Origin of the sequence: Nitrospira sp. T9 (assembly GCF_052156535.1) — a bacterium.
Classification (GTDB): domain Bacteria; phylum Nitrospirota; class Nitrospiria; order Nitrospirales; family UBA8639; genus Nitrospira_E.
The window spans coordinates 34,068-46,388 of the sequence record NZ_JBQKUP010000042.1; the positions used below are offsets into that span (position 1 = coordinate 34,068).

At 50.1% G+C, this 12,321-nt stretch carries 10 protein-coding genes; 6 read left to right on the forward strand and 4 right to left on the reverse strand.

Translation table 11 applies throughout. The features are described from left to right. Window positions 1-15: 15 nt before the first annotated feature. From truB to ACTRXD_RS19615, 6 genes are all read left to right on the forward strand, one after another. Window positions 16-948, forward strand: a complete 933-nt coding sequence (gene truB / locus ACTRXD_RS19590) for a tRNA pseudouridine(55) synthase TruB (RefSeq protein ID WP_442433471.1) — start codon at window positions 16-18, stop codon at window positions 946-948. A 99-nt stretch (window positions 949-1,047) separates the two neighbouring features. Then, window positions 1,048-1,317 carry a 30S ribosomal protein S15 gene (gene rpsO, locus ACTRXD_RS19595; RefSeq protein WP_312741506.1) on the forward strand — a complete coding sequence of 90 codons (270 nt, stop codon included), beginning with the start codon at window positions 1,048-1,050 and terminating at the stop codon, window positions 1,315-1,317. Between the two features lie 126 nt (window positions 1,318-1,443). After that, entirely contained in the window at window positions 1,444-3,549 is a 2,106-nt protein-coding gene (gene pnp, locus ACTRXD_RS19600) for a polyribonucleotide nucleotidyltransferase (RefSeq protein ID WP_442433472.1), read from the forward strand. A gap of 20 nt (window positions 3,550-3,569) precedes the next feature. Further along, a complete protein-coding gene (locus ACTRXD_RS19605; protein ID WP_442433473.1) occupies window positions 3,570-4,838 on the forward strand; it encodes a M16 family metallopeptidase in 1,269 nt (422 codons plus the stop codon). A gap of 189 nt (window positions 4,839-5,027) precedes the next feature. Further along, a complete protein-coding gene (locus ACTRXD_RS19610) occupies window positions 5,028-5,567 on the forward strand; it encodes a hypothetical protein (protein ID WP_442433474.1) in 540 nt (179 codons plus the stop codon). A 68-nt stretch (window positions 5,568-5,635) separates the two neighbouring features. Beyond that, window positions 5,636-6,289: a hypothetical protein gene (locus ACTRXD_RS19615; RefSeq protein WP_442433475.1), complete on the forward strand. Its 654-nt coding sequence runs from the start codon at window positions 5,636-5,638 to the stop codon at window positions 6,287-6,289. A 64-nt stretch (window positions 6,290-6,353) separates the two neighbouring features. Here ACTRXD_RS19615 and mutS read toward each other — a convergent pair whose 3' ends face one another. The 4 genes from mutS to ACTRXD_RS19635 form a co-directional block, all read right to left on the reverse strand. Continuing rightward, window positions 6,354-8,999, reverse strand: coding sequence for a DNA mismatch repair protein MutS (gene mutS, locus ACTRXD_RS19620; RefSeq protein ID WP_442433476.1), 2,646 nt, complete (start codon window positions 8,997-8,999; stop codon window positions 6,354-6,356). A gap of 168 nt (window positions 9,000-9,167) precedes the next feature. Next, entirely contained in the window at window positions 9,168-9,698 is a 531-nt protein-coding gene (tsaE, locus tag ACTRXD_RS19625; protein WP_442433477.1) for a tRNA (adenosine(37)-N6)-threonylcarbamoyltransferase complex ATPase subunit type 1 TsaE, read from the reverse strand. Between the two features lie 4 nt (window positions 9,699-9,702). Further along, window positions 9,703-11,256 (reverse strand): NAD(P)H-hydrate dehydratase, encoded by a 1,554-nt coding sequence (locus tag ACTRXD_RS19630; protein WP_442433478.1) that lies wholly within the window; start codon window positions 11,254-11,256, stop codon window positions 9,703-9,705. Between the two features lie 172 nt (window positions 11,257-11,428). Further along, window positions 11,429-12,142 carry a pyridoxine 5'-phosphate synthase gene (locus ACTRXD_RS19635; protein ID WP_442433479.1) on the reverse strand — a complete coding sequence of 238 codons (714 nt, stop codon included), beginning with the start codon at window positions 12,140-12,142 and terminating at the stop codon, window positions 11,429-11,431. Between the last annotated feature and the right edge of the window lie 179 nt (window positions 12,143-12,321).

Here is a 12,321-nt window from a genome sequence, read left to right on the forward strand (position 1 = left end):
AAGGCAGTGAAGGGGATGGCTTTACATGGAGTTCTGAATGTAAATAAGCCTGATGGATGGACGTCGCATGATGTGGTGCAACGCCTCAGGTCAGGTTTGGGTATTCAGAAAGTCGGACACGCTGGCACCTTGGATCCCCATGCGACAGGTGTATTGCCGATTTTAATTGGAAAAGGAACCAAAATTGCCCAGTATCTGTTGGGATGGGATAAAGAATATGGCGCCGTCCTTCAATTGGGCCAACGGACTGATACGCAGGATGCCTGGGGCACAGTATTAGAAGAATCCCCGGTGGAATCTCTGACGGAGGACCGTATTCGATCCGTCTTTTCGACCTTTCAAGGGTCTGTCCAGCAAGTGCCACCTATGTATTCGGCGGTGAAAATCGGGGGGCAGCCCTTGTATAAAAAAGCCAGAAGAGGGGAAACGGTTGACCGACCGGCAAAAACCGTAGTGATCCATGATATAGAAATCCAAAGACTGAATATCCCTGAGGTTGCATTTCGGGTTGTCTGTTCCAAGGGAACCTATGTTCGAACTCTCTGCGAGGATATTGGAAACATATTGCAGGTGGGTGGACATTTGAAATGGCTTCAACGGCGACGGGTCGGGCCTATTCATGTTGATCAGGCTGTTGAGATAGAATCCCTGCTTGGGGGACTTGAATTCTCCCGTCTGGATGGTGCATTTTGGGGTTTAGACCAGGCTTTAGAAGGGTTTCCCGCAGTTGAGGTTGATGGGGATGACGCTCGAAAGGTGCTCCATGGAAATGCGATCTCCTGGGATCGTGTGGTCAACTCGTATTTGGAACAAAAAGTTTCACTCATGGGGGACAATCTGGTGAGGGTGAAACAGAAAGATGGGCAATTACTTGCTTTGGGGAGAGGCCCGGTGTTTCAGTCAGCCAAGGGAGGTCCCGTATTAGCGATTGAAACGGTGTTTGCCTAGTCAAAAAAATACGGGTTTGTTTTAGTGAGGATAAACCGAAATTCGTAGAAGAAATTTCTTACTGAATTCATGTAACCTTGAGGAACTGGAGGAGGAGTTATGGGTTTAACGAAAGAAGCAAAAACCGCGGCAATAGAATCGCATCGGATTCACGACAAGGATACGGGTTCGTCTGAAGTGCAGATTTCCTTGTTGACAAATAGAATTACCGGTTTGACCGAACATTTCAAGACACACAAAAAAGACCATCATTCCCGACGGGGCCTTTTGCGAATGGTGAGCAAGCGAAGAAAATTATTAGATTATTTGCGGCGTCGGGATGAGGGAAAATACCAAGCGGTGATTGCTGCACTGGGCATAAGAAAATAAGACAGAATGCAGGTTTTAGGGTGAGCAGAATCAATGAGATGGGAGACAGATGCCCGGTTCTCAATGCGAAGCGAAGCCTCACACTCCATATCAATATATCCACTCAAGGATCAGAAAGGTTGAAACATGATTCATTTCGTTGAAATGGAAGTTGGTGGTCGCCCGCTTCGTTTGGAAACTGGTCGCATGGCAAAGCAGGCGGATGGTGCCGTGTTGGCAACCTATGCCGATACCGTGGTGCTGGCCACGGCAGTAGCCTCAAAGACCTTGAAGGCTGACGCTGACTTCCTGCCTCTGACCGTGAACTATCAAGAAAAAGCCTACTCAGCCGGGAAAATACCTGGCGGGTTTTTCAAGCGGGAAGGGGCGCCCAGCGAAAAAGAGGTGTTAACCAGCCGACTCATTGACCGCCCGATTCGGCCATTAATGCCGGAAGGTTACTTTTATGAAACCCAGATCATTGTATCAGTGCTTTCTATTGATCAGACCATGTCCTCGGACGTCATCGGCATTGTGGCCGCGTCAGCAGCACTCGCCGTATCCGATATTCCCGGGTCCGGGTTATTAGCAGCGGTACGAGTTGGAAGAGTGAACGGCCAATTTGTGGTCAATCCAGATAAGAAGGCACAGGAGGAAAGCGAGTTAAATCTCGTGGTGGCCGGAACGAAGGACGCTGTGATGATGGTCGAGGCTGGTGCGGATGGGCTTTCGGAAGACACGATGATTGATGCGATCGAATTGGCTCATCGTGAAATCAAGAATATTGTTGCCAAAATTGAAGAATTACAAGCGAAGGCTGGCAAAGCCAAGCGGGTATTGCAGGTGGAGGCCATCGACGCGGAACTTGAGCAAGCCGTACGCCAAGTCGCGGCGGCTCCCATTTGTGAGGCCATGTATATTGCAGCCAAAGCCGAACGCCAGGATAGGTTTGCCCAAATTCTCCAAGAAGCGATTGAGACCGTGGCCGGAGACGATGCCGATCGAAAAGCCAAGGTTAAAAAAGTGTTTGCCGATTTGGAATATTCCGAGGTCCGGAGAATGATCCTGGAAAAGAAGAAGAGAGCAGATGGACGGGGTCTATCCGACATTCGTCCCATATCTTCTGAGGCAGGGATTCTTCCCCGGACTCATGGTTCGGCATTATTTACCAGGGGGGAAACCCAGGCATTGGCTGTCGTGACCCTGGGCACTTCAGATGATGAGCAACGGATTGATGCGTTGGAAGGGGAGTATTTCCGGTCATTTATGTTGCATTACAATTTCCCGCCATTTAGTGTTGGTGAGGCGAAAATGCTTCGAGGTCCGGGTCGGCGGGAAGTCGGCCATGGCAAATTAGCCGAACGTGCGTTAGCAGCAGTGCTTCCCAGCAAGGAAGAGTTCCCCTATACCATTCGACTTGTCTCGGATATTCTGGAATCAAACGGGTCCTCTTCAATGGCCACGATTTGTGGTGGGGCATTGGCCATGATGGATGCGGGAGTACCCATTAAAACGCCGGTGGCCGGAATCGCGATGGGCTTAATTTTAGAGCAGGGTGGCGTCGCGATTCTTTCAGATATTTTAGGAATGGAAGATCATCTGGGCGATATGGATTTCAAAGTTGCCGGAACGCGAGATGGAGTCACAGCCCTGCAGATGGATATTAAGATTGCCGGAATAACCCCCGACCTGATGCGGCAGGCGTTGGCGCAGGCCCGTGAAGGGCGCTTGCACATCCTTGGGAAAATGGATGAATGCCTGGCTGTCCCTCGTACCGGGCTGGCAGCCTATGCGCCACGTATCACCACCATCCAGATCAAACAAGATAAAATCCGGGATCTCATTGGGCCTGGGGGCAAAATGATTCGTAGCATCATTGCCGATTGTGGAGTGAAAGTGAATGTCGATGACTCAGGAGTGGTGACGATTGCAGCCGTAGACGGGGAGTCGGCTCAAAAGGCAATGGATATGGTTCAGCGGATCGTTGAAGAAGCGGAGGTTGGGAAAATCTATCTCGGAACGGTGCGAAAGATTGTAGATTTTGGCGCCTTTGTGGAGATTCTCCCCGGTATGGATGGGCTTGTGCACATTTCGCAATTGGCCCCTCACCGTGTGGCATCGGTCACGGACGAAATTTCTGAAGGTGAACAGATTCTGGTGAAAGTTCTGGAAATCGATCGACAAGGGAAGATCCGTCTTAGCCGAAAAGACGCCATGGCCGAACAGACGGACAAGGATCAGCCCACCTCTTAAGCCTGCCTGAGTCGCAACGCGTGTATAAAAAAGTCATATTGGATAATGGAGTCCGGGTTGTCCTGGAGCGGATGTCATCTTTGAAGTCCGTGGCCTTAGGGGTATGGGCCACGGTCGGAAGTCGTGACGAAGGAAAAGGTGAGGGTGGCCTCTCTCATTTCATTGAACATATGATGTTCAAGGGCACGCCAAAACGGACTGCATCCCAAATTTCCAATGAGATCGATGCCTTGGGTGGTGAAATGAATGCCTTTACCACTCATGAGGCCACGGCTTTTTATGTCAAGGTGCTGGATCAGCAGATGAGGCTGGCTTTTGACCTCATTGCCGATCTGTTTCACCATTCAAGGTTTTCGGCCAAAGACATTGCAAAGGAAAAACAAATCGTCCTTGAGGAGATCCGTACGGCCCAGGACGACCCAGAGGACTATATTCATGAATTGCATGCCAAGGATATCTTCGGCTCCCACCCGTTGGGGCGTCCGATCCTGGGAGAGCCTGGGGTGATGAAAAGACTCAGCCGTCAAGCGCTGATGCAGTATAGGCAACAGCATTATCGCCCTGAACATACGATTGTCGCAGTGGCCGGCAACTTTTCTTTTCCAGAAATCATTGATACCGTCAACACGTATTTCGGCAAGTGGAAGCATGGTGGATACGGCAAGCTTTCCTCATCCGTCCAGAAAACACCATGGCCCGATCAGCCGCAGGAACGCCAAAGTCTTCACGTCAAGCCCTTGGAGCAGGTTCATGTGTGTGTTGGGTTTAAGGGATTGCCTGTGGGGCATCCTGATCGGTATGCGGCGCATGTCTTAAGCACAATTCTTGGAGGCGGAGTCAGTTCGCGATTATTTCAGGAAATCCGCGAAAAACGCGGATTGGCCTATACCATTTATTCGCATCTTTCTGGTTTTTTGGATGGCGGGACGCTTACCGTTTATGCCGCCACCCGCCCTAATGAAATGGCAGCCGTCATTGATCGAATTTGTCAAGAGACCAAGAAATTATGTCGTCGGGAAGTGGCGAGCAATGAATTAGAGCGAACCAAAACTCAATTAAAAGGAAGTTTGATGTTGGGCTTGGAAGGTACATACGGGCGGATGAATAAATTGGCAAAAGACGAAATGTACCAAGGGCGTCATGTCACCCTCCAGGAGATGGTGAAGGCGATTGATCGGATTTCCCCTGAACAAATTCGTCATTTAAGCCAGAAATTATTTGATCTACAGCAGTTTGTGGTCACGGCATTGGGACCCATCCCAAAAAGGGGAATTCCGAGGTGGGGATGATCATCAAAACCGCTTATTTTTTCGCTTGACAACCATGCCCTGGATGAGTAGCATTGGACCCTCTCGAATACCTTGTTTTCCTTTTCGGATTAGGGGTATGCAGAACTGGGGAAAAGTGGTTTTAAAGATAAACAAAGGGTAAGTCGTTTTTTAATTTTTTGTCATTCTAACACTGTAAGGAGGGAGCAGATGAAGAAGTCATCTCTACGTCAGGAATTGGTAGCTCTCTGTGCCTTTGGCCTGTTGAGTCTTGGATTAGTAAGCGTTGGGTATGCAGCTGGTCCTGGTCCTGACAAGTCAAAGGGTGACCCAGCGGATATCACTCACCAGGGTGATATTTCTTTCAAAGGTGTACCAGCTACCAGTTTAAAGGGGCGGGTTTTTGGCCATTGGGCGGACAACCCTGAGGGAGAAATTTTATTCGGAATTCAGTATTGGAACACCTCTGGACCGGCAGAAACAGGCAATCCTCCAGGCAGAGCTTCCGATGATCGGATTCAAACGCTTCCTGACTCATTGTATTCCTGTTGTGCCTGGGGTTATCAGGGTGGGAACGAAAAGAACAATCCATATTCAGGTTGGTATACCCCTCAAACGACAGTTCGTTTAGCAGTCAAGGATAAAGCGTTAATGGACCAAATCACGAAAGCGGCCCAAGATTTCGTGGCCATGGAAGTGCAAGTAGATGGTCGTACGGTCACGGGATTTAAATTGTTACAAGAAGAATAAAAAATTGTCTGATAATTTCTGATAATTCATGATTAGAATTAAAATTTTAGTCGAGGAGGGAAGCCATTATGAAAAGTGCTAAGAAGAAAGGGTTGGCCCTTGTTGGAGCCGTGGCGCTAGTTGGGGCTATGGCCTCGAGTGCAATGGCAATCGAAGCTTTTCAGGAGCGGTTTGAGTGGGGTGATTTAAGCAAGCCAACGACCCTTCAGGGGCGCGTGGCTGTGGTAGATCCTTACGATAAGGCCGTGTGGATCAATGTGGCCGTATTTGGTGGAAATGCGGAGAGTGGATATTATTGGCAAAAGTATTACCCTGGAAAAAACATCAAGGTGTATCCAGGGAGTGATGAGGTGTGGAAAACACTTGTCCAGGCAGGAAAGGATTCATCCAGCCAGGCTGTGATGACAGACACGAAGCCATCAAATTATGGGTTGGTGGAGATTGTTGTTCAAGAGACCGAGCAAAACCACCGGGTGGTTTCATCAGCCAAGGCAGTTCCAGAGGTAGCAGGAACTCCTGAAAAACCACGAAGTATTCATAGCCTCCGGACATTGCCTGTATTGGAAGCCATGAGGGCTGATAGTTGGCCCAATAATCGCAAAATGCTTTATGATGTTTTGATCCCAGACGGGCAGGCCATTGCGGGGGTCATTCCCAACTCTGATCAAGGGCTAGGGAAAGTTTATGACCCAACCAAAGGGGAATTCGAGGCAGCCAAATAATCTTTATCTCAAAAAGATTTAAATGTTTTTTTAAAGGGCCTGTGGGAAACCACAGGCCCTTTTTTTATGTATTGCCCGCATTCAATCTGGCTTTAAAGTCAGCAAGCATATTGAGGGCTTCAAGTGGAGTCATCGAAAAAAGATCCATTTGTTTGACTTCATCTAAAATGACATGGGGTTTGGGGGAGTCTTGTTCGTTTGGGATAGTCATCGTTTCATCGGAGAGTGGTACAGTGGTGGAGGATGCATCCTGTTCAAGCTGAGACAGAATATTTTTTGCACGATCCAGTACCGGTTTTGGTATCCCTGCAAGTTTGGCGACTTGAATTCCATAGCTTCGATCGGCCTTTCCCTGGACGATTTTTCTCAAGAATAGAACGTCCTGCCCTTTCTCCTGGACGAGAACCGTATAGTTCTTGATTCCTTCGCGGAGCGACTCTAATTGAGTCATTTCATGGTAGTGGGTGGCAAAAAGGGTTCGTGCTCCCAGATGTCCGCGATCTATGATATATTCGGCCAATGCCCATGCGATACTCAGTCCGTCATAGGTACTGGTTCCTCTGCCCACTTCATCCAGCAGCAATAAGCTTCGCGAAGTCGCGGTGTCCAAAATTCTTGCTGTTTCACTCATTTCCACCATGAATGTGCTTTGGCCGGCACTGAGGTCATCTGCTGCACCTACTCTGGTAAAAATCCGGTCCACAATTCCTATTCTGGCGGATTCAGCCGGTACAAAGCTTCCCATTTGAGCCATCAGGACAATAAGGGCAACCTGCCGCAAATAGGTGCTTTTTCCTGCCATATTTGGACCGGTTATTAATAAAAGTCTGTTGGTGTCCAGGTCTAGTATTGTATCGTTGGGGATAAATCCTTCAGTCTGTTGGAGGTGCTCAATGACAGGATGTCGACCTTCCGTGATCTGGATTGTTCCGCCTTCATGGACCGTCGGTTGATGATACCGATTGACGGCAGCTGCCTCTGCCAAACCCGTCAGGACGTCCAGCCTGGCCAGTTGCTGCGCCATTCCCTGGATTCTGATGGTGGCGGATGCGACGCGGAGACGTATTTCACCAAATAACTGCCCTTCCAGATTTTTCATCTTTTGGTCTGCGCTCGAGAGTCGACCTTCGAGGTCCTGCAGCTCACCGGTAGTAAACCGTTCGGCATTGACCAGGGTTTGTTTCCGGTGGTAATCGGCAGGGACTCGCGATAAATTCGCTTTCGTTACTTCAATGTAATAGCCAAAGACCTGATTGAATTTCACCTTGAGAGAGTCGATGCCGGTCCGGTGACGTTCACGAGTTTCCATTTCGGCCAGTAACCTGGTGCCTTCTTTTGCCAGAATTCGCAACTCATCGAGTTCTGCATTCACCCCTGCTTGAATGATGCCTCCTTCCTTGGCCGAAAGGGGTGGATTGGGAATAATGGTGTCGCCAATCCAGGATGAGACATCCTGGAGGGGATCCCACGCCTCATGGATGGTTTGTAGCATGGGAGACGTGAGAGACGATAAGAGTTGTTGAAGTCCGAGCAAATTTTCAAGGGAGCGATGGAGATTCATGAGGTCACGAGGGTTGGCCACTTCCAGGACAATCCGACTATTCAGTCGTTCAAGGTCTTGTACCGTTTTCAGATGCTCACGAATCGTCATGCGAATCCCAAGGTGAAGGGCCAATTCTTTCACCGCTTCCTGGCGTAGTTGTATGGCCGTGACCTGGGTCAGGGGGCGGACGATCCACTCCCGCAAGAGTCTTGTGCCCATTGGAGTTTTAGTCTTGTCCAATGTCGTGAGTAAGGTAGGGCTTTGTCGTAGTTCGGATACGGGCTTGAGAACTTCTAAATTTCGCAGGGTAGTCTGATCCAATTGCATTTCATGTTCGAGGAGTCGAATCCATGGCCGCCGTATATGGGCGTGCACGAGTGTGGGCTGAGTGTCAGCCAGGTAGTGTAAAAGGCCGCCCGCAGCCTGAAGTCCGGAATGAAGGCCATGTAGCTGGAGGTCTTCGATATGATTGACTTGGAAAATTTTTGTGAGGATGGTCTGGCTTTCCTTAAGGCCAAAGGTCGTGGCGTCACGAGGCACGATGCGGGCGATAGGCAAAGATTGGAATGCGGAGGTCATTGCCTCCTGTATTCCAGCAGGAAAGATGACTTCTTTGGGTTCAAGGCGGACCAGTTCATCGACGACACTTTGTAGCGAATGCTTCATCCAGGACTCCGAGATCCAAAATTCCCCGGTTGAAAGGTCTAGGGAGGCCAGTCCGAAGCGATTAGCTAGAGTGGTATTCCCCGATATGGATAACGGGGTGTAACACAGCGCTGACAGGAAATTTGCCTCTCCTGCCGGAAGCAACTCATGATCGTATAAGGTTCCAGGGGTATAGACCCGCACGACTTCACGACGGACGAGCCCTTTGGCAAGCTTGGGGTCTTCGACCTGTTCGCATAAGGCCACTATTTTTCCAGCCTTTAAGAGCTTTGCGATATACCCGGTTGAGGTGTGATAGGGGACTCCGCAAAGAGGGATGGCTTCCCCTTTGGCCTTGCCTCGTGCTGTTAATACGATGCCAAGGAGTTTCGAGGCTTCTTCGGCGTCCTCAAAAAACATTTCATAAAAATCCCCAACACGAAAAAATACAATGGCATCAGGATGTTGAGCCTTTACATCCTGAAATTGGCGCATGAGCGGGGAGAGTTCTTGGTCTTTCATCAGGTGAGCTGTTTCGTTTTTATAATTGTTGGATGTGGTAAGAATCGCCTGAAATGAGTGTGCAGGTCATGTCATTTGTGGATCCATGCCGATCCTTCTTTTTTGAATCCGGATGAGATGGTCGCACGAATATGTCGGTTCAGTTGTATGTGGTATTGATAATTTGAGTCAATGTGGGTTTGACAAATTTCCTTGTATGTTGGCCACTTGGCGGATGGTTTTTGGTCCGGTTCCAGACAGGGTGATGAGGCGGATGTTTTCTTCCTCTCCGTATTCCAAGCAAATGGCCATGTGGTCGGAGGGTAATATCTGTGGGAACCGGTCCGCCCATTCAATGAGGACAATGGTGTTTGGAGTGAAATATTCCTCTAATCCTAATGTGGATAAATCGGATGCCCCCTCAAGACGATATAAATCCACATGAATAAGCGGAATAGTCCCTGGATATTCCTGAATAAGGGTAAACGTGGGACTGCTGACGTGTTCAATGGGAATTCCTAGCCCACAGGCGATACCACAGGTAAGAACGGTTTTCCCTGCTCCCAAGTCACCCGTAAGAGCGAGCACGTCTCCACCTGTTAACTGTTGCCCTAACCGTTCACCGAATCGGATGGTTTCCTGGGCGGATGCCATCCGTAGTTGAAGAGCATTCCCGTTTGAGGTCTGATGAGGTGTGGGGTGAGAGGGATTCAGATTCATGAGCCTACGAATAAGAGAGGGTATGGGTCAATGCATGAGGGATAGTGGTCAACACATCCCCCGCGATCAGTCCTGGTTCACCAATGTTGGCGGCAGCCAGATCGCCTGCCAATCCATGCAGATAGACGCCAGCCCGGGCCGCATCCCAACTGCTCAAGCCCTGAGCCAATAAACCCGTAATGATTCCGGTTAGAACATCTCCCATTCCGGCGGAAGCCATTCCAGGATTCCCTGTCGGGCAGATGGCCACTTGTCCCTGGGGTTCGCTGATGATAGTTCGAGCGCCTTTCAGTACCAGGACGACCTGATGTTGCATGGCAAACCGTCTGCTGACGCCGATGCGATCCTCATTGACTTGTTTGGAGGAGACTCCAAGAAGCCTGGCCATCTCTCCTGGATGTGGGGTCAGGATTGGCGGTCGCTTGAAGAGTGAAAATATTTGGTGATGTTGAGCTAATCCGTTGAGGGCATCGGCATCGAGAACGCAGGGTGCCTCCAGTTGAGGAAGGAGATGACGCAAGACCTCGGTTGTTTCAGGAGAGGTCCCCAGACCGGGTCCGAAAGCCAGAGCCGATTTTTTAGCGGCGAAAGCAAGAAGGCATGGATAGGCTTCCATTCCCAGGAGGTGTTGGGACGATTCCGGCATGGACTCAGTCATCACCTCCAGGAGTTTTGACTCCAAAATGGGGGAAATGCTGTGAGGCGTAGCCACGGTTGCCAGGCCGGCTCCAATACGAAGTGCCCCTAGTCCAGCCATAGCCGGAGCCCCTGTTTTTCCCTGTGAACCACCAACAATTCCTGCATGTCCAAAGGTCCCCTTATGTGAGGACAGGGGGCGAAGAGGAATAAGGGAGCGAACCATCTTTTGTGACAGAAGATGAACCTGGGGGTTCAGATCCACCACAAATTCCTGGGGAATCCCAATATCGACGACTTGGATGGCTCCAACTTTGTCGATGGCTGAACCAAGATACAGGCCGAGTTTCGGGCATCCGAACGTCACGGTGAGATCGGCCTGAACAGCGGCTCCCAGTATGGCCCCGGTGTTGCTATCCAAGCCGGACGGAATATCTATGGCTACGGTAAAGCCCTGCGAGGCATTCATGGCTCCGATGGCGGAGGAGTAGGGTGGGCGAACTGCGGAAGAGAGGCCCGTACCAAGGAGCGCATCGACAAGAATATCCGCGTCTTGGGTGAGGGAATGCAGGGATTCCTCCGAGGGATTGACGGTTACCAGAGATGGTCTGATGCTTTTGCTAAGTCGTCGATACATAATCTTCGCATCGGGACTGAGTGCCTTGAGTGGAGCCATCAAGACGACCTTCAGCTTTGCACCTTTTTTTGCCACGAGCCTGGCAACAACCAAACCGTCTCCACCATTATTCCCCTTGCCACAAAGAATGACGACCTTTTTGCCTTTAGGGGAACCATAGACTTCGATAAGGTGCCTCATCGCACCGGTTCCCGCCCGCTCCATTAAGGTGATGCCGGGAACCTTGGTTTCTTGAATCGTGCGCCGATCAAGTGTTTGCATCTGTTCAACGGTCACGACCCACATAGGCAAATCATAGGAACAAGGAGAAATGGTTGGTTAAAGCATGAGGAACAGCAAGTCATGCGTAGACGGGTTAGGACGACATTCGGGTTCTATATGGTTTTTGAATTGACTCGTGGGTGTCATCGGATCATTCACCGTTCACACTGATGGAACCTGCTTCTTCTTGTAGACGTTATCCCAGGAGGTGTTTCATGTCACGGACCGCCCGTTCAAGTCCGACAAACAGGGCATGAGCAATAATGCTATGACCGATGTTGAATTCTTCAATTTCCGAAATGCCGGTCAGCCGCCTGATATTCCGGTAATTCAGCCCATGCCCCGCACTCACACGCAATCCTAATTTCGACGCAAGTTTGGCCGTTTGAACCAACGCGTCAAGTTCAACATCTTCTTCCTGCTGACGGCGGGTATTGGCGTAGCGACCGGTATGGATTTCTATGCAGTCTGCTTGGACCTTGTGGGCGGCGCGAAGTTGATTGACATCAGGATCAATGAACAGACTGACGGGAATGCCGCCTTCATGGAGTAATTGCACCATGGCCTGGATACGGTCCCGATGCTCGAGCACGTCCAACCCACCCTCTGTGGTGAGTTCCTGGCGTCGTTCGGGCACGAGGGTCACCAGATCGGGTTTAATGTTTAAGGCAATTTTGGCCACCGCATCGTCAGCGGCCATTTCTAAGTTGAGATGCGTCTGCACGGTTTCACGCAAAATGGTCAGATCCCGATCCTGAATATGCCGCCGGTCCTCCCGGAGGTGCACGACAATGCCATCGGCCCCGGCAAGATGAGCCAACGAAGCCGCAATAATAGGGTCTGGTTCATGTCCTCCACGAGCCTGGCGAAGAGTTGCCACATGGTCGATATTCACGCCGAGTCGTGCCATGGAAGTCCTTTAAAGTCCGGGCGAATGATGAATCAACGAGATCTCATTATGGCAAAAGGGAAAATCTTCCTGCAATAAAGGGATTTTCAGTTCAGGGGAGTGAATCGTGAAAAATCGACTGAAAATTCCCCTACTCTGAAATTGACTGGTCGCGTTACCTCAACTAGAATAAAAACTCT

Coding starts and splice junctions, on each gene's coding strand:
- truB (WP_442433471.1), top strand. CDS start 16: ATGGCTTTACATGGAGTTCTGAATGTAAATAAGCCTGATGGATGGACG.
- ACTRXD_RS19610 (WP_442433474.1), top strand. CDS start 5,028: ATGAAGAAGTCATCTCTACGTCAGGAATTGGTAGCTCTCTGTGCCTTT.
- ACTRXD_RS19635 (WP_442433479.1), bottom strand. CDS start 12,142: ATGGCACGACTCGGCGTGAATATCGACCATGTGGCAACTCTTCGCCAG.
- rpsO (WP_312741506.1), top strand. CDS start 1,048: ATGGGTTTAACGAAAGAAGCAAAAACCGCGGCAATAGAATCGCATCGG.
- ACTRXD_RS19630 (WP_442433478.1), bottom strand. CDS start 11,256: ATGTGGGTCGTGACCGTTGAACAGATGCAAACACTTGATCGGCGCACG.
- ACTRXD_RS19615 (WP_442433475.1), top strand. CDS start 5,636: ATGAAAAGTGCTAAGAAGAAAGGGTTGGCCCTTGTTGGAGCCGTGGCG.
- pnp (WP_442433472.1), top strand. CDS start 1,444: ATGATTCATTTCGTTGAAATGGAAGTTGGTGGTCGCCCGCTTCGTTTG.
- mutS (WP_442433476.1), bottom strand. CDS start 8,999: ATGAAAGACCAAGAACTCTCCCCGCTCATGCGCCAATTTCAGGATGTA.
- tsaE (WP_442433477.1), bottom strand. CDS start 9,698: ATGAATCTGAATCCCTCTCACCCCACACCTCATCAGACCTCAAACGGG.